The sequence below is a fragment of the Deinococcus sp. NW-56 genome (assembly GCF_002953415.1).
In the GTDB taxonomy this organism is placed as follows: Bacteria; Deinococcota; Deinococci; order Deinococcales; family Deinococcaceae; genus Deinococcus.
On the sequence record NZ_CP026517.1, the window covers coordinates 322,518 to 347,516 of the forward strand.

A 24,999-nucleotide genomic window follows, 5' to 3' on the forward strand; every position below is an offset into this window, starting at 1 on the left:
CCAGCCCGCAGGTCAGGCTGGGCCAGAGCGTGGGCCAGAGAGCCGCACCGTCAGCACCGGCACCGGGGAGCGCCGAACGACCGCCGCCGCCACCGACCCCAGCACGAGCTGGGACAGGCCCTGCCGACCGTGCGTGCCCAGCACGATCAGGTCTGCCTCCCGGTCGTGCGCGGTCCTCAGAATCTCGTCCACCGTGTTGCCGACGCCCAGGACAAAGCTCTCGCGCGGCTGCAACTGATCTTCCACGTCCCGCAGGGCCTGCGCCTCCGGGTGTTGCGTGGTCCCCAGCAGGGCCAGCGGCGACGGACGGCCCCGGCCCGGCGGCTGGACATACAGCAGCGTCCGGGCCGATCCCGGAAACCGCGTCCGCGCGGTCTCCAGGGCCAGCCACGCCGAGCGCGAGAAGTCGAGGGCCACCAGAATTCGGTCGAACATTCCAGCTCCTTTCCGGGTCCGGTCCCGGTGCGGCGCTGCCGGGCCACCCGGCGGGTTCAGGCGGGGCTGACCGCCACGTCTGCGCCGCTGCCCACCAGGGCACGCCGCGCCGTGAGCACCGGCAGGGGCGACTCGCACACGACCCGTCGAGCGACCGAACCGAACATCAGCCGGTCGAGGCCCCCCTTGACGCTGGCGCCCAGCGCAATCAATCCGTAGCCGCCGCCGCGCACGCGCTTCAGGGCCTCCTCGGCCGGGGACCCCCAGGCGAGGTCTCCCCCACCCAGCCCGTCCAGGCGGCGCCGGGCCTCGGCCTCCCACAGGGCATTGCGCTCCTGCAACGCCCGCGAACTCGCGCTGCGCAGCGCCGGGGTCCGCAGGGCGGGCAGGGGCAGCGGCATGTCCAGCGCCGAGGGGTCAATCACATGCAGGTGCTCGAGTGCCGCACCGGGCCAGCCGCGCGCGACAAAGTCCGCCGCCCGCCGCGCCCCGTCCGAGAAGTCCATCAGGACCAGCACCCGGGGGGGCAGCGGCACGGAGCTGCCCACCGGCACGGTGAGCACCGGCACCGGGGCTTCCCGCAGCACGCGCTCGGCGACCGCCCCGAGGCGCCCCCGCTCCGGGCCACGCGGCCCCACGCGTCCCAGGGCGATCAGGTCGAAGTGGCCCTCGCGCGCGCAGCGCAGGATTTCCGGAGCCGGGGCGCCGAAGGCCAGCGGGCCGCCGCCCAGGGCGCCGAGCTGCTCCCGCAGCGCCCCGGCCTCCTGGGAGCGGTCCCGGCTCCGGTCGGGCGCGACGTGCAGCAGTTCGGTCCGGGCGTCCGGGAAGGTGGCCCGCACCACCGCCAGGGCGGCCCCGGCGGCCGGGGAAAAGTCGGTCGGCACCAGAATACGCAGGGTCATGAGGCAACTCCTTTCGGGACCGGGGGTCCGGAGGGAAGGGGGGGAGGCGGCGGAGCGGCGAGGTCACGCGGCCCGCGTTCGGCGGCGGACGAACCACTTCTCCAGCTCGATGGCGAGCAGCAGCGAGAAGCCCAGCAAGGCCGCGAGCAGCAGCTCGGCGGGCGAGAGCGGCACCAGCCGCAGGAAGGTCGCCTGCAGCAGCGGCACGTACAGCGCGGCGAGCTGCAACGCCAAGACCACCGCGACCAGGCCGACGAGCAGGCGGTTCGAGAACAGTCCCACGCGCAGGACGGACTCGGTGCCCGACCGGATGGCGAGGGCCTGGAACACCTGCAAGAAGGCCAGCGTGGTGAAGACCATCGTCTGCCACTGCGGCAGCTCCAGGCGGTAGTACCACAGGCCCACCCCGAGGGCCACGGCGGTGATGTAGGCGCCGACCCACACGACGTGCCAGCCCATGCCGCCGCTGAAGATGCCCTCGCCCGGGGCCTGGGGCGGGCGGGCCATCACGTTCCGCTCGGGCGGCTCCACCCCCATCGCCAGGCCCAGCAGGCCGTCGGTCATCAGGTTGAGCCACAGCAGTTGCAGCGGCAGCAGCGCGATGGCCGAACCCAGCGGGAGGCCCGCCCCGGCCAGCAGCAGCGGCCACAGCAGCATCACCCCGACCTTGCCCACGTTGCCGGTGATGGCGAACTTCACGAAGCGGCGCAGGTTGTCGTAAATGGTGCGCCCTTCCCCCACCGCCGCCACGATGGTGGCGAAGTTGTCGTCGCGCAGCACCATGTCGGCCGCCTCCTTGGACACGTCCGTGCCGGTGATGCCCATCGCCACGCCGATGTCGGCCTTTTTCAGCGCGGGCGCGTCGTTCACCCCGTCGCCGGTCATCGCCACGACCTGCCCGCGCCGCTGCAAGGCCCCCACGATCCGCAGCTTGTGCTCGGGCGACACCCGCGCAAAGACGCCGACCTCCGAGGCGGCCTGCTCGAGTTCGGCGTCGCCCATCCGGGCGAGGTCCACCCCGGTGAGCGCCCGCCCGTCCACGGCGATGCCGAGGTCACGCGCGATAAAGCCCGCGGTGAGGGGGTGGTCCCCGGTGATCATGACGGGCCGGATGCCCGCCGCCCGGCAACGGGCGACCGCCTCGCGGACCTCGGGGCGCGGCGGGTCGATCATGCCCACCAGCCCCAGAAAGGTGAGGTCGCGCTCGGCCCGCTCGTCGGCCAGGGGCGCGTCCAGCAGCCGGAAGGCGACCCCCAGCACCCGCATCCCGTTCCGCGCCAGGGCGTCGTTGGCCCCCTCGATCCGGCGCCGCCACTCGGGGCCGAGGGGCTGCACCCCGGCCGGGCCGTACACTCCGCTGGCGAGGTCGAGCAGCCCGTCGACCGCCCCCTTGGTGACGGCGACGAATCCCCGCTCCGGCTCCAGCCCGCCGCGGCCCAGCACGGACCCCAGGTCGTCCGGCAGCCTCCCGGCCCGCGCGTGGACGGTCGTCATGCGCTTGCGGTCGGAGTCGAAGGGGAGTTCGGCCACCCGGGGCAGGGCCGCCGTCAGCTCGCCGGGCGCGAGGCCCGCGTTCGCCGCCGCGACCAGCAGGGCGCCCTCGGTGGGGTCGCCCAGGGTCTCCAGCCGCCCATCCTCGCCCATCCGCACCTGCGCGTCGTTGCACAGCGCCCCCGCCGCGAGGGTCAGGCGCAGCAGCGGCGGGCTGCCCAGCAGGACCTCGGGCCGGGCCTCCCCGCGCTCCAGGGCGGGCATCCGGGCGTGCAGCGTCTCGCTCAGGTCCACCCGCTCGCCCGCCACGTCGAGCACCGTGACGGTCATGCGGTTTTCCGTCAGGGTGCCCGTCTTGTCCGAGCAGATCGTGGTGACCGACCCCAGCGTCTCCACGGCGGGCAGCTTGCGAATCAGGGCGCCCCTGCGCAGCATCTTCTGGGCACCCAGCGCGAGCGTGAAGGTCACGACGGCGGGGAGACCCTCCGGCACCACGGCGACCGCCACGCTGATCGCGGTGAGGACCATGTCCTCCAGCGGCTCTCCCGCCAGCAGGCCGAGGCCGAGAATCAAGAGGGCCACGCCCACCCCGGCGGCGGCGAGGCCCTTGCCCACCCGGTCGAGCCGGGCCTGCAGGGGCGTGAGGCCCACCGGCACGTCCTGAATCAGGGTGGCGATGCGTCCGAGCTGGGTGCGCATCCCCGTCTCCACGACGACCGCCGTGCCGCGCCCGGAGGAGACGGTCGTGCCCAGGAAGGCCAGGTTGCGGCGGTCGCCCAGCGGGGCGTCGGGGCGGGTCAGGGGGGCCACGTCCTTGTCCACCGGCTCGGACTCGCCGGTCAGGGCCGCCTCCTGCACCCGCAGGTTGGCGCACTCGATCAGTCGCACGTCGGCGGGCACCACGTTCCCGGCTTCCAGGGCGATCACGTCCCCGGGCACGAGGTCCCGGGCGCCGAGTTCGCGCCACTCCCCGCCGCGCCGAACACGCACCCCGGGCACCGCGAGCTTCTTGAGGGCCGCGATGGCCCGCTCGGCCCGGTACTCCTGCACGAAGCCCAGCCCCGCGAACAGCACGACGATGGCGAGAATCGCGCCCGCCTCCAGCCACTTGCCCAGCAGCGCCGAGAGTCCGGCCGCCGCGATCAGGATCAGCACCATGACGGCCGTGAGCTGCTCGAGCAGGATCTTCCAGGGACTCTTGGCTCCCCGGTCGATCAGCTCGTTGGGACCCAGCCGGGCGAGCCGGTTTCCGGCTTCCTCGTCGTCCAGGCCGCGCTCAGGAGGCGTCCCCAGGGCGGCGAGGGCCGCGCTGGCCTCCAGCAGGTGCCAGGGCGGGTCTGCGGGCGCGGGAGCTGGGGACGCGGGGCGGGAGCGGGTGGTCATGGGGGCCTCCTGGCGCAGGGCCGGTGGGCGGCGGGTCAGAGGGCGCGGCCTGGCCGGGACGTGCTCCGGCGCAGCGAGATCAGCACCGGGACGAGGATCAGGGCCGCGTACACGGCGAGGTAAAGGGCGGTCGGCATCGTCCACACGGGCGCGAGGATCAACTTGACGCCCGCGAAGATCACGCCCAGGGCCACCCCCAGCGGGACGTGGGTGAGGCGGTCGGTCAGCCCGGCGAGCAGGAAATAGAGGCTGCGGAAACTCAGCAGGGCGAGGGCGTTCGCGGCGAGGAGCAGAAAGCCGTCGGTGGTGATCGCCAGCACCGCCGGAATGACGTCGAGGGCGAACACCACGTCGGTGATCTCGATCAGGACGAGGGCGAGCAGCAGCGGCGTGGCCCGCCAGCCTCCGCCCCCCCGCACGAAGAAGCGCTCGCCCTGGGCCTCGGCCACCCGCAGGGCGCGCCGCAGCCTGCCCTGCAGCGGCGTGAGGTCCGGAGCGTGGGGTGCCCCGGCCGCGCCCAGGCGCCGCAGCCCCACCACCAGCAGCAGCGCCCCGAAGGTGGGCAACACCCACGCGAAGGCCCCGACGACCTGGGCGCCCAGCAGGGTCACCGCCGCGCGGGCGGCGAGCGCCCCCAGCACTCCCCACAGCACCACCCGCGCCTGCAACTCGCGCGGAATGCCCAGCGCCCCGAACACCGCCGTGAAGACGAAGATGCTCTCCACGGGCAGCAGCTTGAGGTAGGCGGCCAGGAAATCGCCCGCAGCCCCCGGCGGCCCCGAGCGGTGCAGCGCGGCGGCCAGCAGCAGGGCGAGGGCCGTCCAGCCCAGCGTGCGGCGCAGGGCGTGCCGGGGCTGCAGCGGGCCGCGCCGCAGGCCCCACAGGTCCAGCGCGAACAGCCCACCCAGCCCCAGGGCAAAGCCCAGCCACACCCAGACGCCCAGTTCCAACGCTCACCCCCCCTTTCCGCGCCGCTGCGGCCGGGTTATCCCGTGCCGGTCCGGGGCGGCTCCCCCGGCTCCCCGGCAGGGGCGGACGGTCCGGCCAGGGCCGCCGCGCCGGACCCCAGCGGAACGAGCAGCACCGGCACCTCCGATCGGTGCGAGATCCACGAGGACACGCTGCCCAGCAGCCAGCGGTCCAGGCCCCGGCGGTTGTGGGTGCCCACCACGATCAGGTCGGCCTGGACGTTGCTGGCCGCCTGGAGGATGGCCTGGGCGACCGGATGCCCACGGGCCTCGTACAGCAGGGGCGTCATGGACACGTCCTGCGCCCGGCGCGCGGCCCCGGTCAGCACCTGCCGCCCGTCCCGCCGCACCGCCTGACGGACCACCTCCCAGTCGGCCGCGCGGCTGCGCGGGGTGTGCAGGTGCACGAAGGACTCGATCACGTGCAGGACGTACAGGTGGGCACCCAGCGCCCCGGCCAATCCAGCCGCCTGGGCGAGCGCCTCTTCCCCGCTGGGCTGGCCGTCCACCGCCACCAGGACCCGCGTCAGGGCGAGGTCGGTGCTCCCGGGGGGCCAGGGCGACAGTTCCTGCGGCAAACGCTGCGGATGAACCACCCAGGCCTCGGGGGCGCTGTCTCCCCGCAGCAGCAGGACCGGGCACGGCGCGAGCCGGGTGACCCGCTCGGCCACGCTGCCCAGCAGCCGCGTGGGGCCGCGCTGACGGCCGTGGGTGCCCATCACGACGGCGCCGCACCCGAGCTGCCGGGCCACCTGCGCGATCACGTCCGCGACCGGACCCTCCAGCACCTGCGTGTGGGCGTCCACCCCGGCGCGGGCCGCCTCTCCCGCCCAGAAGTCGAGCAGGGCGCGGCCATACGCCCGGGCCTCCTCACGGGGCGCCTCGGCGTACACCTGGGTCTCGGGGACATGCAGGAAGGCAGCGCGGGCGCCCAGCCGCCGGGCCAGGGTGAGTGCCCGGTGCGCCGCGCGGTTGCTGGTGCCCGAGCCGTCGACAGGAATGAGGAGCAGCTTGTACACGGAGTTCACCTCCCGAACGCTGCGGAAGCCCCTGGAAACGCCGCGTGGGCGCCCCTACGCCTCCGGCTGGGCAAAGGTCAGGGCCAGTCCCGACGATCTGGATGCACGTCGCACCTCCTCGTCTGGGTCTGGCCCTCGCTGCGTGCCCCGGAAAGCGCTGCTTTCGGATTGACGGCGCACACACCTGCAGTCAGGCGGCTACTCCCCCGTGTTGACGTCTTCAGCCTAAAGGCGGGACGTGTGAACACCGTGACGTCCGCCACCCTGCGCGGGCGCCCGAGGCCACACTGAACGCTCAGCGGGGCCACCCCACCGCCTGAAGGATGAAGTCGATCGCCAGGGCCGCCAGAATGACGCCCGTCACGCGTTCCAGTACGGCCGCCCCGTTGAGGCCGATGACCCTCAGGATCGGCTCGGCCAGCAGCATCAGCCCGTAGGTGATCGCCAGAACGACGACGACCACCCCGGCCGTGACCAACTGGGTCCCGAGCGGGTAGACCTGATTGTCCGTGAGCAAGACCACCGCCATGATGGCTTCTGCCCCGGCGATCGACGGAAGCGCCAGCGGAAAGACCGCGATCTCGTGGCCCTGTTCAGGCCTCGCGGACGCACCGTACGAGAACCCGAACACCATCTGCAGGGCGAACAGCAGCAGGATCAGGCCGCCCGCGATCTGGAAGGAGATCAGCTGGATGTCCATCGCCCTGAGCAGGGCCTGCCCCACCACGATGGACCCCAGCAGAATCCCGGCGGAATACATCGCCGCCTTGCCCGCAACCGCTCGCCGCTGCGCCCGGGTCATCGTGGCGGTCAACGAGGCGAACAGAATCAACGTGCCGATAGGCTCGACCGTGACCCACAGGGTGAGAAAGTCTTTCAGGGCTTTCTCGAACATGGTTGATTGTTCCACACGGCTCCAGACTGCCCGCACGGCCGAGCTGCGCTGGTTCCTGGCCCGGGCGAGGCGGTGGCGATTGGCGGCCTGACCGCTAGGGGCGTGCCGGAGTCAGGCGAGGCTCGGCGGGCAGCGTCCAGAAGACGTGCGCTGGCCCGTGGCCCCGGGGATTCGCGGGCGGGCAACATCGGACCGCAGACCGCGTCCCTGATCGGCTTCTACGCTGTCCTGGGGGCCTGGGGCGGCTCCCGGCCACGCTACCCCCTAACCATGCGAGAGCGGGCGGACTGTGAAGTTACCCACAAGGGACGGGCGGGGCAACTGGCGAGCCGCCGCGTTTAAGCTGGCCTCTCCGACCCACCTCCATCCGCGTGAGCCGAAAGGACCTCCAGACGATGGTCCATCCCTGTTCCATCACCGTGGGCGTGCTGACGCTTCGACCGGCGGAGGAAGGACGGACCGAGCGGAAGGACGACTCGGAGGGCAACGTTCCCCGTCTTGACAATAGTTGTTGGAACAAGTATTCTTCCTCCATCGCCCCGTGGCGAAGAGGAGTGCCCGCATGTCCCCCACCCTGACCGAACGCCCTGAGACCCTTTCCAACCTGGAACATCAGGTGTACCTGACCGTTCAGCGGCTGGCCGCCGACCTGGGGCACCAGACCGCCGAACTGCTCAAGGCGTCGGGCCTCAGCCCCGCGCAGTTCAACGTGCTGCGCATTCTGCGGGGAGCGGGCGAGGACGGGCTGACCTGCGGGGAGATCGGCGAGCGGCTGATCACGCGCGACTCGGACGTGACCCGGCTGCTCGACCGACTGGAAAAGCAGGCGCTGGTCACCCGCGTCCGCAGCACCAAGGACCGCCGGGTGGTGCTCACCACCCTGACCGAGCGGGGGCGAACGCTCGTAACCGACCTCGACGCCCCGCTCGCGGCGCTGCACCGGGCACAGCTCGGAGGGCTGGGGCCGCAGAAGCTCACGCAGTTGCTGGTCCTGCTGGGCGAGGCCGCCGCGACGAGCCAGGAGGTCGGCTGAGCGCTCTCCTCTTCCTCCATCCAATACTCGTTTGAACGACTTCCCGCCGCACAAGGGGATGCCCATGACCACCCTGCCCTCGACCTCCGTTTCGTCCTCCCGCCTCGACCTCGGCCTGACCGTGCTGCGCGTGCTGATCGGCGTGATCTTCGTGGCGCACGGCCTGCAAAAGTTCTTCGAGTTCGGCATTTCTGGCACAGTGGGCGCCTTCACGCAGATGGGCGCTCCACTGCCGGGGCTGACGGCGCCGCTGGTGGCGGGGCTGGAGCTGCTGGGCGGCGCGGCGCTGATCCTGGGCCTGCTGACCCGCCCGGCGGCGGCGCTGCTCGCGGTGAACATGCTGGCGGCCCTGCTGCTGGTGCATCTGGGCGGCGGCTTCTTCGCTCCTAATGGCATCGAGTTCGTGCTGGCGCTGTTCGCGGCGAGTGTGGCTCTGGCGCTGACCGGGGCCGGACGCTATTCCCTCGACGCCGTGATCGCCGGTCGCCGGGCCTGATCGCCTCCCGTCCCTGTCCACGCTCCTGTCAGCCCACCCCCACTCACCACTTCCCGGAGGACCCATGACCCCCACGTCCACCTACCGCCTGCACCCCGACCTCTCCCTCGGCGCGGCCGAGCTGACCGTCTCTGACCTGGGCCGCAGCGTCGCCTTCTACGAGCAGGTGCTGGGCATGACGGTGCTGGCGCGCGGGAACGGGAGCGCCCACCTGGGCACGGCCACCCGCCCGCTGCTGAGGCTGACGGAAGTCCCCGGCGCGGCGCCCGCGCCCCGCTCGGCCCCCGGCCTGTACCACTTCGCGGTGCTGCTGCCCACCCGCGTGGACCTCGCCCGCTGGGTGCGGCACGCGGCGGGACTGGGGCTGCGGGTCGGGCAGGGCGACCACCTCGTCAGCGAAGCCTTCTACCTCAACGACCCCGATGGCCACGGCATCGAGGTCTACCGTGACCGACCCCGGGGGGACTGGCGCTGGAACCTCGATCAGGTGGAGATGGCCTCCGACCCCATCGATATCGCGGGGCTGCTGGCGGAACCCGGCGCCGAGGAACTCTTCCGGGGACTGCCGGAGGGCACCGTGATGGGCCACTTCCACCTGCGGGTGACGGATCTCGCGGCGACCGAGGCCTTTTACCGGGGCGTGCTGGGCTTCGACGTGGTGGCCCGCTGGCCGGGAGCGCTGTTCGTCTCCGTGGGCGGCTACCACCACCACTTCGGCCTGAACGCCTGGCAGAGCGAGGGGGGCCGCCCCGCGCCCGAGACGGCGGCCCGGTTGCTGGGCGTGGAGCTGGTGCTGCCGAGCGACGCCGAGGTCGAGCGGCTGGCCGGGCATCTGGAGGCGGCGGGCGTGGCGTTCACGCGGGACGGCAACGGTTTGGACGTGGGCGACCCAGCGGGCAACCGGTTGAGGTTCAGGGCGACAGCGTAGGCGGCGAGCAGCTGCGGCGGGTGACCTTTCCCTCAGGTCGCCCGCCGCAGCGCTTCCCGCTCCAGCGCCACCCGCACGCTGCTCGCCGCTGCCTCCAGCAGGTGGCGGTCGGGAGCACTCCAGGGGGTACCTGGCAGCCGCACCGCCAGGTACACGAAGGTTTCCTCCCCCAGCCGGGTCAGGGGCACCGCCGCCGCCGACCCCACCCCCACCTGGGCAAACAGTTCGCCGGCTCCCAGCGTTCCTGAAGGCACGTCCACGAAGAGGGGTGCTCCCCGCTCCAGCGCCCGCTGGGTCAGGCTGCCCCCCAGCGGAACGCCCTGGCGCGCGGCGTGCAGCAGGGCGTCCCCGGCTGCCGGGCTGTGCCAGACCGTCCGGGCGTGGACCCAGCCCCCGCGCACCTGCGCCAGCCCGACCCAGTCGAGTCCGGCCTGCCGGGCCACCTGCTGGGCCGAGAGCCGGGCCGCCTCGATGGGCAGCAGTTCCACCTCCAGCGACGCGAGCAGCACCGACAGCGTCTCGGCATGGGCCTGATGCTGCGAGAGAAGTTGCAAGGCCCGTTCGCGCACCGCCACCTCCTGCTCGAGTGCCCGCCGGACCCGGCGCAACTCCAGCTCGTCCACCACCATCGCCGCGAGTTCGCGCAGCGTCTCCCGGTCCTCCCCGGTCAGCTCGTGCGGCACCGGGCTCGTGACGCACAGGGTCCCGATGCGGTGCCCGGCGGGCGTGACGAGGGGCGCACCCGCGTACAGGTGGATGTGGGGTGCCCCCGTCACCTGCGGGTTGTCGCGGAAGCGGGGGTCGGCGGGGGCGTCGGGCACCACCATCACCTCATCTCTCAAAATCGCCCAGGCACAGAAGGAGTGCTCGCGGGGGGCCTCGGTGCTGCCGGTGCCGTGGGTGGCCTTGCCCCACTGGCGGTCCCCGTCCACGAAGTTCAGGATCGCCACGGGCACCCGCAGCAGCCGCGCCGCCAGCCGCACGATGCGGTCAAAAGCCTCCTCGGGGAGGGTGTCGAGAATCTCGTAGCGCAGCAGGTCGGCGAGGCGCTCGCCTTCCCCCTCGGGCAGCGGGGCAGTCCCAGGCCCGCTCATGGCCGTTCCCGCTCCCAGGTGCCTGCACTCGCCGGACGGTCCGGGACCTTCCGCACGGCCCGGCTGAACCCGTCCCACCCGCTGGGCTTGAGCTGTGGGGCGGGGCGTTGCGGCCGGGTCAGGTTCAGCCGCCCCCGCCCCGTCACGGCGTTTCTCCAGCGGGCAGGGTGAAGTGGAAGGTGCTGCCTCTCCCGGGAACGCTCTCGGCCCAGACCCGGCCCCCGTGGGCCTCGATGATCCTCTGGCAGATGGACAGCCCCAGCCCGGTGCCCTCGTAGCGGTCCCGCGTGTGCAGGCGCTGGAACATCAGGAAGATGCGCTCCAGGTACGCCTCCTCCATGCCGATCCCGTTGTCGGTCACCCGGACGTGCCACTCCCTTCCCTCTGGGGCAGCGCTGATTCCGATCACGGGCGGCACCCCGGGGCGGCGGAACTTCAGGCCGTTGCCGATCAGGTTCTGCAGCACCTGCGCGAGCTGGCGCCGGTCCCCCAGCACCACCGGGAGTGTGCCCCCGACCTCGACCCGGGCGTCCGCCGCCCGCAGCGCCGCGTCCAGACCCGCGAGCGCCGTTCCTAGCGCCTCCGCCAGCGGGACCGGAGCCTGCGCGGGGGGCGTGACGTTCAGGCTGGCGTAGGCGAGCAGGTCGTCGACCAGCGCCTTCATGCGCCCGGCGCCCCCGGTGATAAAGGACAGGTAGCGCTGCGCGCCTCCCTGCAATTCCTCGCCGTGCTTGCGTTCCAGCAGCTCGGCGTAGCTGACGATGGTCCGCAGCGGTTCTTGCAGGTCGTGGGCCGCCACGAAGGCGAACTGCTCGAGGTCACGGTTCGACCGCCGCAGTTCCTCGTTCGTGCGCCGCAGGGTCTCCTCGGCCTGCTTGCGGGCCGTGACGTCACTGAAGGTCACCACGGTCCCCTGAATCTCGCCCCGGCTGCCCCGCAGGGGCGTGGCGATGTACGCCACCGGAAAGCTGCTGCCGTCCCTGCGCCAGAACACCTCCCCGTCGCTGCGGCGGACCTGCCCGTCCAGCTGCGAATGCCGAATCAGGCAGTCGTCCTCCGGGTAGGGTTCGCCGCCTGCCCGGGTGTGGTGCAGCAGGGCGTGCTGGGGCCGACCCAGCATCTCCCCCAGGCTGTAGCCCGTCATCGCCAGCGCCGCCGGATTGGCGAAGGTCGTGTGCCCCGCGAGGTCCACCCCGAAGATCCCCTCCCCGGCCGATTCGAGCAGTTGGCGGTTCAGCGCCTGAAGCTGGGCGTTCTGGTTGTTCAGGGCCTGTTCGGCGGCCTTGCGGTCGCTCAGGTCGAGCACGTAGGCGATCAGGGTGTCTCCCTGCAGCTCGGCGCGGGCCAGCGCGACGAGCAGGGGAACGCGCGCGCGGCCCGGACGCAGGTATTCCTTCTCGTAGGGGTCGCTGTACCCGCGCTCCTGCACCTGCGCGATGGCCCGCTCGTCGGCCGGGAGCCACTCCGGGGGAGTGATGCTCTGCCAGTTCACCGCTCCCTGCTCCAGCGCCCCTCGGGTCAGCCCGGTCAGGCGCAGGTACGCGTCATTGGCGTAGGACAGCCGACCGTCGGGGTGTCCGATCACCACGCCGATGGGGTTGGCGTCGGCCAGGCGGCGAAAGTGCGCCTCGCTGCCGCGCAGCCGCTCCTCGGCCCGCACCTGATCGGTCACGTCCCGGTTCGTTTCCAGCACCGCGAACTCACCGGGACGGTTGCCCGGCACCAGCACCTGCCGGGAGTCCACGGTGACCTCATGTCCCGCGCGGGTGGTGTGGGTCAGGCGACCATGCCACTCGCCCCTCGCCCGCAGAACCTCGTCGGTGGCGGCGGGCGCCGCGTTCCCGTGGGGCCGGGTTCGCAGCAGCGTGCGGGGGTCCTGCCCCAGCGCCTCCTCAGGACCAAAGCCGTACAGCTCGGTCGCCGCCCGGTTCCAGAAGGTGACGCTTCCCCCCAGCGACGACACGATCACCGCGTCGTGGGTGAGGCCCAGCAGTTCGGCCTGCCGCCGGGCCGTCTCCTCGGCGGCCTTGAAACGGGTGATGTCGCGCGAGACAGCCAGCAGCCGGGTGACCGTCCCCCCCTCGTCCCGCACCGGGCTGACAGTCACGTCCCACCAGCGGGGCGTGCCGCGGAACGTCGGGCAGAAGCCCGAGAAGTGCCCGGTGTGCCCCGCGCGGGCCGCCGCCAGCGCCGCCATAACCTCGGGCTGCGTGGCCTCCGGCCAGAAGCTCGGCCACAGCGCCCGCTCGCACACGCTGAACTCGTCGATCTCCATCACCCGCTGCCCGCCCGCATTCATGCTCAGCAGGTGCGCGTCCAGGTCCAGCACCTTGATGCAGTCGGCGCTCTCCTCCACAATCTGCCGCAGCAACCGCAACTCGTCGGGCGCGGCCCGCAGGCCGTCCGTCTGACCGGGCCTCTGCTCGCCCGCCTGCGGCGTCACGGGGTCCGCCCCGCGTCCGCACCCGCCGGGCACCTCATGGTCCCTGGCCCTCTGCCCCCTGGGCGTGTAAAGAAGTGGACATGACGCCCGCCATGGTACACAGCGGCCGCCCGGGCACAGGCCCGGCGGGTGCGTGCAAGCCCCCCCACCTCACGCCGACGCGGCCTCCCCCGCGGGGCCGTCGTCGCACAGCTGCCCCAGGGTGATGTTGCCCAGAATCTCGCGGATGCCTAGCGAGGCCGAGAGCCATGCCCGCTTGAGGTTGCACTTGCCGGTGCGCTGCTGGGTCGCGCAGCGCGGCTTGGTCTGGCAGGGGTCGAGAATCACCGGGCCGCTGACCGCCTCGATCACGTCGAGCAGGCTGATGCGGGCGGGGTCCACCCTGAGGGTCACCCCGCCCCCCCGCCCCTTGGTGCTGGCGATGAAGTTCATCTCCGCGAGGCGCCGCAGCACCTTGGCGAGAAAGGGGTAGGGCAACTGCAACTGCTCGGCGATGGTCGCGGCGTTCGTGCCGGGATTCTGGGCGATGTTCAGCAGCGCGTGGATGGCGTAGCTCTCCTCACGCTTGAGCAGGCTGCGCCAGGGATCACCGGGCAACTCGGTGGGGCCAGCCGTGGGCAGGGCGGTCATGGCCGCAGTTTATCTGGACCGAAGGGTCCAATTCCAGGAAGGAAGCCAGGTTCTGCTCCGCCACAGCGGGCGGCTGGGTGCGGCCAGCCATCGCGTTCACGGCTTCGTCATTTCCTCCTGCCCTCTGTCCTTCAGCCATCCCGGCATCCGCTCCAGCCACTTTCTCAGTTCGGCTTCCTGGCCACGCCCGAGGTGCTGCAGGAACCGGGGACTGCCCAGGGTCCGGCGCACCTGTTCCAGCTGCCGCGCCATCAGCGGGTCGGCTGGGCTGGCCGGGCGCAGCGCGGCGACTTCCTCCCGCAGTTCGCGCCCAGTGGCTCCCCCCAGGGCAAGGTCCAGCAGCCGCTCCCGATGCTCTGCCGGGGCCGCCGCCACGATCCCGGCGAGGCTGTAGGGCAGTCCGCGCGTCCGCATGGCCTCCAGCACCTCCGGGGGCCACTGCAGCATCCGCAGTTTGTTCTTTGCGAAGCTCTGCCAGGTTTGCTGCCCGACGAGCGCGAAGACCTCCTCCAACAGCCCCACCTGCGCCGGGTCTGGACGGCGCAGGTTCGCCATCAGGGCCTGCCGCGCTTCCCCCGGCGTGAGGCCCAGGCGCAGCGCGACCAGCCGCAGCAGTCCCTCGGTCTCGTCGATGGGCGACAGCCCCTCGCGCTGCAGGTTTTCGACCAGCCCGACCTCGATCATCTGGAGGTCGGTGAGGGGCCGCACCAGCACCGGCACCTCGGTCAGCCCCGCTGCCAGGGCCGCGCGGTAGCGGCGTTCGCCCGCCGCGATCTCATACCCCTGTCCTGAGGGGACGGGGCGCACCAGCAGCGGTTGCAAGATGCCCTGCTCGCGCACGCTGCGGGTCAGCTGTTCCAGTTCCTCCCCGCCGATATGGCGCCGGGGCTGGCCCGGGTAGGGGCGCACCTGCTCCAGGGGCAACCGCTGGACCTCCGAGCCTGCCTGGGTCAGGGCCTGGGCTCCTCCCAGCAGGCCCCCGAGGTCGCGCTGGGGACGCTTGCGGGTCATGCCGCGCCTCCCCTGACCTTCAGCCCCACCGCCTGCGCCACGTCCTCGGCCAGCCGCCGCACGTCCCCATGAACCGGGGACCCCGGCGCATAGAGTCCGACGGGCTGCCCCGCCGTCGTGCTGTCGAGCCAGACCGCCTCCCGCTGCGGCACCGGGCGGGCCAGGGGAGCGAGGTTCTCCTGCAGAGCCGCCAGCACCTCCCGGTCATGCAGGCGCCGGGCGTCGTACAGGGTGGGCACGTAGAGCGCCACTGTCAGGTCCGGCCGCACGTCCCGGTACTCCTGAAAGGCCTCGGTCAGCCCCGGCAGGGCGTCCAGCCCCTTCTGGCGGGTCGGCACCGGCACAATCATGTGGTCAGCGGCGATGGCCCCCAGGATCGACAGTTGCCCCAGGCTGGGCGGGCTGTCGATCAGCACCAGGTCGTAGGTGTCCGAGACTTCCAGCAGCGCCCGGCGCAAACGGGCGTGCGCGCCGACCCGGCCCATCATCTGGTTTTCCGCCAGCGCGAGGCTGACGTGTGACGGGATCAGCGCGAGGCCGTGGGCCTGACGGGGTGCCGGTAGGGAAGCACCGTCCACCGCGACCCCATACACGGTCTCTTCCCGCTCCACCCCGCTCACGCCCAGCCACCCCGTCAGGTTGGCCTGGGGATCAAGATCGATCAGCAGGACGCGCTGTCCCTGGCGGCTCAACTCATAACCCACCTCCCGGGTCACGCTGGTCTTGCCCGCGCCCCCCGCGTGGTTGAAGACGGTGAGGATATTCATGTCCTCCACCATAGCCCGGCAAGCTGTTCTTTTTGAAAAGAACGGACGTGGAATGGTGCTGACCCAATCCCTGGTTGTTCACCATCGGTGCGCTCCGTCCACGATCCGGTCGAGCGAGGTCAGGGGTCGTGCCCTGCGCTACCGGGGCAGCGTCGGGGTCAAGGCTGCGGAGGGAGGTTGCTGGTGCCCAGCCAGCGGAATCACGCGCGCCTTGGGCAGGCATTCCCCTTCTCCACCGCCCGGCTGCGCCGCCGCATCCCCGGATCTCTGCGGGCTGGGTACAGCGAACCTGGGTAGGCCAGGAGGCCGAACTCACCCGGCTCCAGACCCGGCGGCTCACGGGTGACGCCTTCACCCGTTCAGAGCCGCGCTGGGAGGACCGGACGCCGAATATCGCATTGACTGTGCTGGAATCCGTGCAGGCCGTTCGGGCAGCCATCGCTCAGAACTTCGGGCGGGAGGGCCGGGACGGCAACGACATTCTGCGGGTACAGCAGGTGGACCTTGAGCAGCACACGGCCCTGACCCGGAACACTGAGGGCGAATTGATGTGGAGCGTCATCATCCTGGGTGGGAACTACGCACGGAGTCAGCAGCAGACGCTCTCGCTCTCCTGAGGGCGCCGGGAGAGGGCACTGGAATCGTTCTTGGCAGATGACCTGAGCTCTCAGCTGATCACGGGGCTGGACGCGCTGCGGATCGGGGCGGGGCAATGGGCCAGGGTATCGGGCAACCTGCCCTTCCAGTCGGCGGGCGGCAAGCTGGTTTTTCATATCGCTGTGGATGAGACAGGCAAGCTGGCCGTCGGTGGGTTCGGCGGGGGGGTGGCCCACGAGCAGACCCATACGGTCACCCTGACGCTGGCACCGCTGCCCTGACGAACAAGCCGGCCAGGAGCGGAGGGGATTTCGGGAGCACCGAACTGCTGCGCCCGACTCCGGGGAGGATGGGTGCGGCCACAGCAGCACGGCCGGGTGGCCGGACGCCCTTGGCTCACGTCGTTCTTTTCAGAAAGAACATCGGTTTGAACCTCAGGGCCAGGGCTGGGTCGGCCTATTCTGCTCATTCAGCGACAGGTTGAGAGAGTGGAACTGTGGTGGGGGCAGGGCCAGACGAGCATCTGCGCGGGCGGATTGCCCAACGCCCCGAGCTGCTCCCCGGCACCGTCCGGAACTCTCTCTTTAGAACCTCCAGAAGGATTCATGCGGCCAGCGGGAGAGGTTGGAGAAGGCCAACTGAGAGCAGGGGGCGTCGGCCCGAGGTCAACATCCACTACGGGGAGCCGCAGGCGATGTTCCTTTGGAGACATAGTTCCGGTAAGGGAGAGGCAGAGGAGGGGAAGCCCTCGGCCTCATGACCCACCGGACTGATCCTCTGGCAGGTAAAAGCACAAATGATCGCAGCCAGATTCGACCTCCAGACTCCCCAAATCGCCTGAGACATACCTGTGGCGTTTGCTGAGACATACCTGTGGCGTTGCCGTGTTTTGCCTGAGACATACCTGTGGCGTTTGGCCCCTCTCCCCTGGGACATACCTGTGGGGTTCCGGTTATTTCCCACAGGTATGTCTCAGTACGACCCTGAGACATACCTGTGGCGTTTGCTGGGACACACCTGTGGCGTTTTTTTCGGCTCCTGGGACATACCTGTGGCATAAAGCCCCTCTGCCTGGGACACACCTGTGGCGTTTGCTGAGACATACCTGTGGAGAAAACCCTGAAAACGCCGTGCTGGACAGCATGTATAACGCCGCTTTGGTGGTGTTTTTTCACCAATATCTTTTCCAAAATCTTTTCCAGAAAGCACTACCATCCAACACCAGGGAACCTATGGACGACCACAAGCGGGCGGGCTTCGACGATCTGAACTGGGGACGGCTGAACCTCGTCTCGGCCCAGGATCAGGTCGTGCAGCAGCACAGTTGGCGGGTCACCTACCAGCAGGGGGACCGGGTGGTCCGGGTGGCCTGCCGTGCCCTGCCGGATTACGGGGTGCCGCACGGCATCGACAACGACGTCAGCAGCGCCCTGCTCGACCACTACATGAGCATCGGGCTGCCCGAAGACGGCGAGATGATCCTGGCGGTGTCCGAGCTGATGCAGCTTGCCAACTTCCACCGCAGCGGCAAGTACCGCGAGATGCTGGCCGTCAGCCTCGACCGCCTGCACACCAGTTCCTTCGAGGTCAGCGGGGGCTGGCGCGACCACCCCAACCGCCGCTGGACCACCGCGAAGTTCCATTTCATCGAGCTGCTGGAGTACACCCACCAGGGCGAGTCGGGCCGCTTCGACGAACGCAGCATGCTGCGCATCCGCCTGGCCGAGCCGCTGGTCGCCTCGCTGCGCAGCGGGTACACCAAACCGCTGAACCTCGACTTCATGCAGTCGCTCTCCCGGCCGCGCACCCGCATCATCTTCCGGCTGCTCGACGCCATGCGCTACAACCCGGAAGACCCCGACGAACTCATCGACGAGTACGAGGTGGGCCTGATCGAGTGGGCCGATCAGTGCAAGCTGCCCAACACCCGCCCCGACGCCATCCGGCGTGCCCTGGAAGGCCCCCACGAGGAACTGCTGCGCCGGGGCTACCTTCAGGAGGTGGGCCTCAGCGGGCGCGGGCGGCAGCAGCGCCTGCGCTACGTGTTCTCGCCGGAATTCACGCCGGTCAGCCCGGCCCTGCTGCATCGGCTGCGGCTGCACGGGGTGGCCGACGGCGTCTCCCGGCAACTCGCCCGCCAGTACCGGACGACGGTGCTGATGAGCCGCATCGACCTTTTCGAGCGGCTGCTCAAATCCGGCAAGCTCACCCTGCGCAAGACGGCGGCCCACGCCCTGGTCCACCTGATCAAGCATCCCGACCAGTACGTCGAGGACGACCCCGCGCCTGGCCGCCGGGCCCCCAGCCTTCCGGCCCAGGCCCGGCCCACCCCGCCCGAGCCATCCGCGACGCCGGGCCTGGCCGAGCAGCTTCAGGGCCTGGGCGACGAGCAGCGGGCCACCTTCGCGGTCAAGCGGATCTCGCTGCTCTACCACCGCAAGTTCACGCCGCTGGAACTCGACACGCTGCGTCACCGCCTGCTGGAGGGCGAGACGGACGCCCTCGCGCTGCTGGAGGAGGCCTACCGCCGCCTCGCGGTTCTCGAAGCCCAGAGCTTCGTGGATGAGCTAAAAGCCTCCCTGCGCTCGGGTTGATTGCCGGGCGTGAATGCGGATGGGCCGTGCGGGCCGCAGGAAGCCCGTGAAGGCCCCTGCTGTTCCTATAGCGCCTTCCGGGTCACCCCCCGCCCTCCGAAAGTCCTTCCTGGGCCTCCTGTGGGGTCGAGCCTCACCCCTCAATCAAAATCCCGCGCCTCAGGAGCGCGGGATGATCAGCAGGGTTCCGGTTTCGGGGTCGGGGAGAACGCGGGCGTCCAGCCCATACACCTCGCGCAGAAAGGGCGGCGTGATGACCCCGGCGGGGGGACCTTGGGCGACGATCTGCCCGCCCCGCAGGGCGATCACCCGCGTGGCGAAGCGGCTGGCCTGCGAGAGGTCGTGCAGCACCATCAGCAGGGTCATGCCGCGCTCGGTGGCAAGGCGCTGGAGGAGGTGCAGGGCCTCGTGCGCGTGGGCGAGGTCGAGGTAGGTCGTGGGTTCGTCGAGGAGCAGCACGCGCGGTTCTTGCACCAGCGCCATCGCGATCCAGGCCCGTTGCCGCTCGCCCCCGGAGAGGCCGTGAACCTCCCGCTCCGCGAGGTGGGTGATCCCGGTATCACGCAGCGCCTGTTCGACGAGGTCACGGTCGCTCGTTCCGCCCCCCGACAGCAGCCCCCGGTGCGGAAAACGCCCCCGCGCCACGAGTTCACGCACGGTCACGCCTTCGGGCAGGGCCGGGGCCTGGGGAAGCAGCCCCAGCGAGCGGGCCGCCTCCCGCCGTCCCAGCCGGGCGAGGTCGCGGCCCTCCAGGGAGACCGCCCCCCCGCGCGGCACGAGTTGCCGGGCGAGCAGCCGCAGCAGCGTGCTCTTGCCGCTGCCGTTGGGACCGATCAGGGCGACCCGCTCCCCGGGGGCGAGGTGTAGGTCCAGCCCCGCGATCAGGCCCCCCGGCCCGCCGTGCAGGCCCTGGGCGTCCAGCGCCGCCGTCACGCCCGCCTCCGCAGCAGGTGCAGGAAGTAGGGGGCACCCAGCGCCGCCGTGAGGATGCCCACCGGGAGTTCGGTCGGGTCGAGGAGCAGGCGCGCCCCGGTGTCGGCCACGACGAGCAGCGCCGCCCCCAGCAACCACGACAGAGGGACGACCCGCTCGTGCGCCGCCCCCACGGTCAGCCGGGCGACGTGCGGCACGACCAGCCCCACGAAGCCGATCACCCCACTCGCCGCAACGCTGGCCCCCGCGAGCATCGCCCCCAGGGCCAGCAGCCCCAGCCGCAGCCGCTCGACCCGCAGTCCCAGTCCGTGCGCGAGTTCGTCGCCCAGCGCCAGCACGTTCATCGCCCGCGAGGCGACCAGCGCGGCCACGAGGCCCACCACGCTCCAGGGCAACAGGGCCTGAAGTTCACCCCAACTGCGCCCGGAAAACCCGCCCATCAGCCAGGACATCACGACCGGAAGCGGAGCACTTGACACGCTGAGCAGGGCGTTCGTCGCCGCCCCCAGCAGGCTGGTCAGTGCCACCCCGGCCAGAATCAGCCGCAGCGGCTGCGCACCCTCGCGGTAGGCCAGCCCGTACACCAGAACCGCGCTCAGCAGCGCCCCGGCAAAGGCGCTCAGGGGCAGTGCCGCGAAGTTCCCCGCGAAAAAGGAGAAGGCCAGCACCGCCCCCAGGCCCGCCCCCGCGCTCACCCCGACGAGGTGGGGATCACCCAGCGGGTTGCGCAGGGCCGATTGCAGCAGCACCCCCGCCACCGCGAGGTTGCCCCCCACCACCGCCGCGAGCAGCGCCCGGGGCAGCCGCAGGTCCAGAATCACCGTCCGGGCGAGATCGTCCCCGCCCCCGCGCAGCACCTCCACGATCTGGGCAGGGGAGACCGGGACCGACCCGCGCGTGACCGCCAGCACCAGCGCGGCGAGCAGCGCGGCGAAGGCCCCGGCCAGCCACAGCCCGAAGGTGCCCGGCGACCGCCCGGGGGCTGTGGGGGAGACCGTGACGGACCGGTTCAGCATGAACCCGTGGCCTGAGCGGTCACTTCTGGTAGATGAAGCGGGCGAGTTCGCCGATCGCCTCGGCGGCGCGGGGGCCGGGGCTGGAGAGCACCACCTCGGGGGCGATCTCGTAGACGCGGCCCGACTGCACGGCCCGCAGCTTCTGCCACAGCGGGTTGCGCCGGAAGTCGTCGAGGACGCTGCCCTGCTGCTGCTGGTTGGTGGTGGGCTTGATCACGATGATCACGTCCGGGTTGTCGGCCAGCAGCCGCTCGAAGGAGTAGGGGGTAAAGCCCACGTAGCGCTTGTCGTCCGGCCCCTTGGCGACGTTGCGTGCGCCCAGCGCCGCGATCAGGTTGCCGGTAAAGGACTCCCGCTTGGCCCCGAAAAAGCTCTGGGGCGTGCCCACCAGCGTGAAGACGTTCAGGGGCCGCGACCCGCCCTTGGCGCGGGCCGAGGCCACCGCCGCCCGCAGGTTCTTCTCGGCGCGGGCCGCCTGCCCCGGCTGGCCCAGCCAGGTCCCGAAGCGCTGCAGCATCTCGTACACGTCGTTCACGCTGCTGCTGCCGATGGCGACGACCGGAATGCCCAGCTTTTCCAGGCTGGGGATGAGCTGGCGCTGCGACAGGCTGGAGACGAACACCACGTCGGGGCGGGTAGCCGCGAGGCGTTCGAGGTTGGGGGTGTAGCTCAGGCCCACCTCGGGCACCTTCAGGGCCGCCTGGGGGTACGTCGCGCTGCTGGGCCGGGCGACGGGCGTCACCCCGACCGCGAACACGCCCTCGACCAGAAACGGGCTGAGCGCCGCCACCCGCTTGGGCGCGTCGGGAATGGTGACCTGACGGCCGAGGTCGTCGGTGATCGTGCGAGCCTGGGCGGACCCCAGCGCGGCGAGGGTCAGCAAAAGGAACTTGCGAGACGGTGTATTCATCGGGCGCTAATCTAGTCCGCCAAGGCGGGACGATTGGCCGTGTCTGACCGGTCGGTCTGAGGGCGACGCTGGGCCTTCCCGCCGTGGTGCCCCCGTCGTTCCCGCTGGGCACACCGCAGGAACCGGGCCTGGCAGTTCCGGACGAGGGGCCGTCGCGCCTCGCCTCCTCTGCCTGCCGATGCCCCTTTACAGAGGCTGAACATGGCGCCGCTAGCTTCGGGCCATGCCGTTTCAGCCTCTCCTGATCCCCCTCGCCGCCCTGACCCTGGCGGGCGCCCCCGCCCTGGCCCAGATGGACCACAGCCAGCACGGTCGGCCCGCCAGCACCAGCGCCGCCCCGCACGTCATGACCGACCTGGACGCCCTCGCGCCCCTGAGCGGCAAAGCTTTCGACCGTGCCTACCTCTCCATGATGATCGGCCACCACCAGGGCGCGATCGACATGGCCCGCGCCGTGCAGGGCAAGGTCAAAGACCCGCAGGTCAAGGGATGGGTGGCGAACGTCATCCGCGACCAGACCAGCGAGATCAGGGACATGACCGCCTGGCTGAAGACCTTGGGGGGCACCGACACGAGGATGCAGGCGATGATGGCAACCGGCATGAAGGGGATGGTCACGCCGCTGCGGGCCGCGAAAGACCCTGACCGGGCCTTTGTGCAGGGGATGCTGCCGCACCACGCCTCGGCGCTCGACATGGCGAACCTCGCCCTGCAAAAGAGCGGCGACGCCCGCGTGCTGCGGCTCTCGCGCGACATCATCAAGGCGCAGGCGGACGAGATGTACGCCTTCAAGGGCTGGCTGGCCCGGCGCTAGAGCGCCCGGTCGCCTACCCTGGGGGCAGCCATGGCCCGCATCCTGATCGTCGACGACGACCCCGCCATCCTGGAGATCCTGGGAGCCTACCTGCGGGCCGAGGGGCACACCGTGCTGGAGGCGGCCGACGGCCCCAGCGGGCAGGATCGGCTGGCCGGGGCGGACCTCGCCGTCCTCGACTGGATGCTGCCGGGGCTGAGCGGCCTGGAGCTGGCCCGCGAGCAGCGCCGCGCCCACCCCGACTTCCCGATCCTGCTGCTCACCGCGCGGGGCGAGGAGGAGGACAAGCTGCGCGGGCTGGAGGTCGGCGCGGACGACTACGTCACCAAGCCCTTCTCGCCGCGCGAGGTGGTCGCGCGGGTGCGGGCCCTGCTGCGCCGCGCCCGCCTGCACGACCGGGTGTCGGCGGGCGGCCTGCACCTCGACGAGCGGACCCGCACCGCCACGCTCGACGGGGAAGGCCTCAGCCTCACGCGGCTGGAGTTCGACCTGCTGCTCACCCTGGCCCGTCATCCCGGCTTCGTGTGGTCGCGCGACCGGCTGCTGGAGCGGGTCTGGGGGCCGGACTTCCCCGGCGTGGAGCGGGTGGTGGACGTGCATATGGCGGGGCTGCGCCGGAAGCTGGGGGAGAACCCCGAGCAGCCGCGCTTTATCGAGACGCTGCGCGGGGTCGGCTACCGCTTCCGGGACGAGGCGTGAGGCCCACCCGATGAAGCTCTTTCCCCGGCTCTTCCTGGGGCACCTGCTGGTGGTGCTGGTCGCGCTGGGTGCCCTGCTGCTCGTCGCGGAGCTGACCGCTCCCAGCTTCTACCGGCATCACGTCGAGCAGATGGTCACGCTGCTGGGGCCGGAGGGACGGGAACTGCGGCCCGACCTGGAGCGCGGGATGCGCCAGACGCTGAACCGCGCCCTGCTGGCCGCCCTGCCCTTCGCGGTGGTCGGCGCGGCGATGACCTCCTGGCTGACCTCCCGGCGCATCGTGCGCTCGGTCCAGCTGCTGGGCGAGGGCAGCCGCGACCTGGCGGGCGGGCACTACCGCCGCCGCCTGCCGGAGACGGGGCGCGACGAACTCACGGACCTCGCGCACAACTTCAACGTGATGGCGGGGTCGCTGGAACGGGTCGATCAGGACCGGGTGGCCCTGATCGGCAACGTGGGGCACGAACTCCGCACGCCGCTGGCCGCCCTGCGCGGGTACACCGAGGCCATCACGGACGGCGTGATGCCCCCCGAACGGGCCGCGCTCGCCATCCGCCGCGAGGTCCGGGCGATGGAGCGCCTCGCCCGCGACCTCAGCCTGGTGTCGCGCGTCGAGGCGGGCCGGGTGGAGCTGCACCCCACGGCCTTCAGCGCCCGCAGCCTGCTGGAGGCAGCGGCCGAGCGCTTCGGGGAGGCCTACGCCGGGCGGGGCGTCACGCTGACCGTCCGGGAGGAACCGGACGCCGGGCCGGTGCGGGCCGACCCCGAGCGGGCCTTGCAGGTGCTGTCGAACCTGCTGTCCAACGCGCTGCGCCACACGCCGCCGGGGGGACAGGTCACGCTGGCGGCCGAGCCTGCGGGGGAACGGGTCCGTTTCCGCGTGCAGGACACCGGGCACGGCATCGGGCCGGAACATCTCGCGCGCATCTTCGAGCGCTTCTACCGGGCCGACCCCGCCCGCACCCGGGGCGAGGGCAGCGGGGTGGGCCTGACCATCGCCCGCGGCCTCGCCCAGCAGATGGGGGGCGAGATGGACGTGGAGTCCGGACCCTCGGGGTCGGTCTTTTTCTTCTTCCTGCCGCGGGTGACGGGAGCGTCCCCGCCGGGCGGCAACGCAGAAGGTCGACACGACGAGGCCTGACCGCCGTGGGACCAGGCGTCCTACCACATCATCCTGCCGCGCCCGCCGAACCACTCGGCCCGCCACCGCATCATCTGGAAGTTCTCCTCGTGCTGCGTGCGGGCGATACTCAGCGCAAAGGGCCGCACCTCCGGATGCCGCACCAGATTCCGGGCCAGCAGTTGCTGCGACATCATGATCGCGCCCATGTGATGCAGCGGCATGTCGGCCAGGAAGGCGCGGTCGAGGGCGTCCCCGGTCAGGCCGCGCAGGTCGCGCATCATGGGGCCGGGCGCGGGGCGGGGGGCCGCGTCCGGGTACCACGCCCGCAGCCAGCGCTGCATCTGCTCGGTCTCGGCCGTCTGGGTGGCGATGATCTGCCGGGCGAAAGCCCTCAGCTCGGGGCGCCGCGTACCCGCCAGCAGGACCTGCGCGGCATTGATGGCCTCCTGGTGGTGCGGAATCATGCCGGCGAGATAGGCGGACTCGCTGGTGACCGCTGCCACCATGCCGACGCCCATATGGCCCATCCCAGGCCCCATCATGCCCGGACCCCCCATGGGGGTGAAGCTGCCCTGTCCCAGGGTCGCCCCGGCTGCGCCCAGGGTGAGCGCGGCGGCCAGCCAGACCAGGGGTGGGCGGAAGGAGAGGCTCGACTTCATGGTGACCTCCTGGCGTGGAGCCGGGGGAGGTAGGCACGGTTCCCCGGCTTCAGCCTCAGTGTGGGCCGGTTGTGTTCAGCTCCGGTAAGGGGCCGGGGCGGGAGGCCCGTCAGGCGGGACGGGGATGACCGAGATCAGCCTCGCCGTATCGGGGATGTC

At 71.4% G+C, this 24,999-nt stretch carries 24 protein-coding genes; 9 read left to right on the forward strand and 15 right to left on the reverse strand.

What is annotated here, in order from left to right:
• Positions 1-12 precede the first annotated feature (12 nt).
• From C3K08_RS15420 to C3K08_RS15445, 6 genes are all read right to left on the reverse strand, one after another.
• Positions 13-435 (reverse strand): universal stress protein, encoded by a 423-nt coding sequence (locus tag C3K08_RS15420; RefSeq protein WP_104992343.1) that lies wholly within the window; start codon positions 433-435, stop codon positions 13-15.
• A 56-nt stretch (positions 436-491) separates the two neighbouring features.
• Positions 492-1,337, reverse strand: a complete 846-nt coding sequence (locus C3K08_RS15425; protein ID WP_104992344.1) for a universal stress protein — start codon at positions 1,335-1,337, stop codon at positions 492-494.
• Between the two features lie 63 nt (positions 1,338-1,400).
• Positions 1,401-4,211: a cation-translocating P-type ATPase gene (locus C3K08_RS15430; protein ID WP_104992345.1), complete on the reverse strand. Its 2,811-nt coding sequence runs from the start codon at positions 4,209-4,211 to the stop codon at positions 1,401-1,403.
• Positions 4,212-4,246: 35 nt separating this feature from the next.
• The gene (locus C3K08_RS15435; RefSeq protein WP_104992346.1) at positions 4,247-5,161 is read right to left on the reverse strand and encodes a hypothetical protein; all 915 of its coding nucleotides are present in this window, start codon (positions 5,159-5,161) and stop codon (positions 4,247-4,249) included.
• A gap of 35 nt (positions 5,162-5,196) precedes the next feature.
• Positions 5,197-6,198, reverse strand: coding sequence for a universal stress protein (locus tag C3K08_RS15440; protein ID WP_158680012.1), 1,002 nt, complete (start codon positions 6,196-6,198; stop codon positions 5,197-5,199).
• A 295-nt stretch (positions 6,199-6,493) separates the two neighbouring features.
• Entirely contained in the window at positions 6,494-7,108 is a 615-nt protein-coding gene (locus C3K08_RS15445; RefSeq protein ID WP_234009246.1) for a MarC family protein, read from the reverse strand.
• Positions 7,109-7,655: 547 nt separating this feature from the next.
• Between C3K08_RS15445 and C3K08_RS15450 the strand changes: the two genes are divergently transcribed.
• From C3K08_RS15450 to C3K08_RS15460, 3 genes are all read left to right on the forward strand, one after another.
• A complete protein-coding gene (locus tag C3K08_RS15450; protein WP_104992349.1) occupies positions 7,656-8,126 on the forward strand; it encodes a MarR family winged helix-turn-helix transcriptional regulator in 471 nt (156 codons plus the stop codon).
• Between the two features lie 64 nt (positions 8,127-8,190).
• Entirely contained in the window at positions 8,191-8,622 is a 432-nt protein-coding gene (locus tag C3K08_RS15455; RefSeq protein ID WP_104992401.1) for a DoxX family protein, read from the forward strand.
• 64 nt (positions 8,623-8,686) lie between these two features.
• Positions 8,687-9,550, forward strand: coding sequence for a VOC family protein (locus C3K08_RS15460; protein ID WP_104992350.1), 864 nt, complete (start codon positions 8,687-8,689; stop codon positions 9,548-9,550).
• Between the two features lie 32 nt (positions 9,551-9,582).
• On the opposite strand, the gene C3K08_RS15465 is transcribed toward C3K08_RS15460, so the two are convergent.
• The 5 genes from C3K08_RS15465 to C3K08_RS15485 form a co-directional block, all read right to left on the reverse strand.
• On the reverse strand, positions 9,583-10,644 hold the full coding sequence (locus tag C3K08_RS15465) for a GAF domain-containing protein (RefSeq protein ID WP_104992351.1): 1,062 nt from the start codon (positions 10,642-10,644) through the stop codon (positions 9,583-9,585).
• Positions 10,645-10,786: 142 nt separating this feature from the next.
• Positions 10,787-13,087, reverse strand: a complete 2,301-nt coding sequence (locus C3K08_RS15470) for a PAS domain S-box protein (protein ID WP_158680013.1) — start codon at positions 13,085-13,087, stop codon at positions 10,787-10,789.
• 150 nt (positions 13,088-13,237) lie between these two features.
• Complete coding sequence (locus C3K08_RS15475; protein WP_104992353.1) at positions 13,238-13,717, reverse strand: Rrf2 family transcriptional regulator; 480 nt, start codon at positions 13,715-13,717, stop codon at positions 13,238-13,240.
• A 96-nt stretch (positions 13,718-13,813) separates the two neighbouring features.
• The gene (locus C3K08_RS15480) at positions 13,814-14,728 is read right to left on the reverse strand and encodes a ParB/RepB/Spo0J family partition protein (RefSeq protein ID WP_104992354.1); all 915 of its coding nucleotides are present in this window, start codon (positions 14,726-14,728) and stop codon (positions 13,814-13,816) included.
• Positions 14,725-15,495, reverse strand: a complete 771-nt coding sequence (locus C3K08_RS15485; RefSeq protein ID WP_104992402.1) for a ParA family protein — start codon at positions 15,493-15,495, stop codon at positions 14,725-14,727. The genes C3K08_RS15480 and C3K08_RS15485 overlap by 4 nt, the downstream gene beginning before the upstream one ends.
• 416 nt (positions 15,496-15,911) lie before the next feature.
• Between C3K08_RS15485 and C3K08_RS15490 the strand changes: the two genes are divergently transcribed.
• The 3 genes from C3K08_RS15490 (at position 15,912) to C3K08_RS15500 (ending at position 18,686) form a co-directional block, all read left to right on the forward strand.
• Positions 15,912-16,112 carry a trypco2 family protein gene (locus tag C3K08_RS15490; RefSeq protein ID WP_158680014.1) on the forward strand — a complete coding sequence of 67 codons (201 nt, stop codon included), beginning with the start codon at positions 15,912-15,914 and terminating at the stop codon, positions 16,110-16,112.
• A 30-nt stretch (positions 16,113-16,142) separates the two neighbouring features.
• Positions 16,143-16,373, forward strand: coding sequence for a hypothetical protein (locus tag C3K08_RS15495; protein ID WP_104992356.1), 231 nt, complete (start codon positions 16,143-16,145; stop codon positions 16,371-16,373).
• Between the two features lie 951 nt (positions 16,374-17,324).
• Positions 17,325-18,686, forward strand: a complete 1,362-nt coding sequence (locus C3K08_RS15500) for a replication initiator protein A (protein WP_158680015.1) — start codon at positions 17,325-17,327, stop codon at positions 18,684-18,686.
• A 159-nt stretch (positions 18,687-18,845) separates the two neighbouring features.
• On the opposite strand, the gene C3K08_RS15505 is transcribed toward C3K08_RS15500, so the two are convergent.
• From C3K08_RS15505 to C3K08_RS15515, 3 genes are read right to left on the reverse strand one after another with little or no spacing between them, the layout of a single operon-like run.
• Positions 18,846-19,619, reverse strand: coding sequence for an ABC transporter ATP-binding protein (locus tag C3K08_RS15505; protein WP_104992358.1), 774 nt, complete (start codon positions 19,617-19,619; stop codon positions 18,846-18,848).
• Positions 19,616-20,635 (reverse strand): iron ABC transporter permease, encoded by a 1,020-nt coding sequence (locus C3K08_RS15510; RefSeq protein WP_104992359.1) that lies wholly within the window; start codon positions 20,633-20,635, stop codon positions 19,616-19,618. Before C3K08_RS15510 ends, C3K08_RS15505 begins: the two co-directional genes overlap by 4 nt.
• A 19-nt stretch (positions 20,636-20,654) precedes the next feature.
• Complete coding sequence (locus tag C3K08_RS15515) at positions 20,655-21,545, reverse strand: ABC transporter substrate-binding protein (protein WP_104992360.1); 891 nt, start codon at positions 21,543-21,545, stop codon at positions 20,655-20,657.
• A 223-nt stretch (positions 21,546-21,768) separates the two neighbouring features.
• On the opposite strand from C3K08_RS15515, the gene C3K08_RS15520 reads away from it, so the two are divergent.
• From C3K08_RS15520 to C3K08_RS15530, 3 genes are read left to right on the forward strand one after another with little or no spacing between them, the layout of a single operon-like run.
• Complete coding sequence (locus C3K08_RS15520) at positions 21,769-22,359, forward strand: DUF305 domain-containing protein (protein WP_104992361.1); 591 nt, start codon at positions 21,769-21,771, stop codon at positions 22,357-22,359.
• A gap of 30 nt (positions 22,360-22,389) precedes the next feature.
• A complete protein-coding gene (locus tag C3K08_RS15525; protein WP_104992362.1) occupies positions 22,390-23,058 on the forward strand; it encodes a response regulator transcription factor in 669 nt (222 codons plus the stop codon).
• A gap of 10 nt (positions 23,059-23,068) precedes the next feature.
• Positions 23,069-24,199 carry a cell wall metabolism sensor histidine kinase WalK gene (locus tag C3K08_RS15530; protein ID WP_104992363.1) on the forward strand — a complete coding sequence of 377 codons (1,131 nt, stop codon included), beginning with the start codon at positions 23,069-23,071 and terminating at the stop codon, positions 24,197-24,199.
• A 20-nt stretch (positions 24,200-24,219) separates the two neighbouring features.
• On the opposite strand, the gene C3K08_RS15535 is transcribed toward C3K08_RS15530, so the two are convergent.
• Positions 24,220-24,840 carry a DUF305 domain-containing protein gene (locus tag C3K08_RS15535; RefSeq protein ID WP_104992364.1) on the reverse strand — a complete coding sequence of 207 codons (621 nt, stop codon included), beginning with the start codon at positions 24,838-24,840 and terminating at the stop codon, positions 24,220-24,222.
• Positions 24,841-24,999 lie beyond the last annotated feature (159 nt).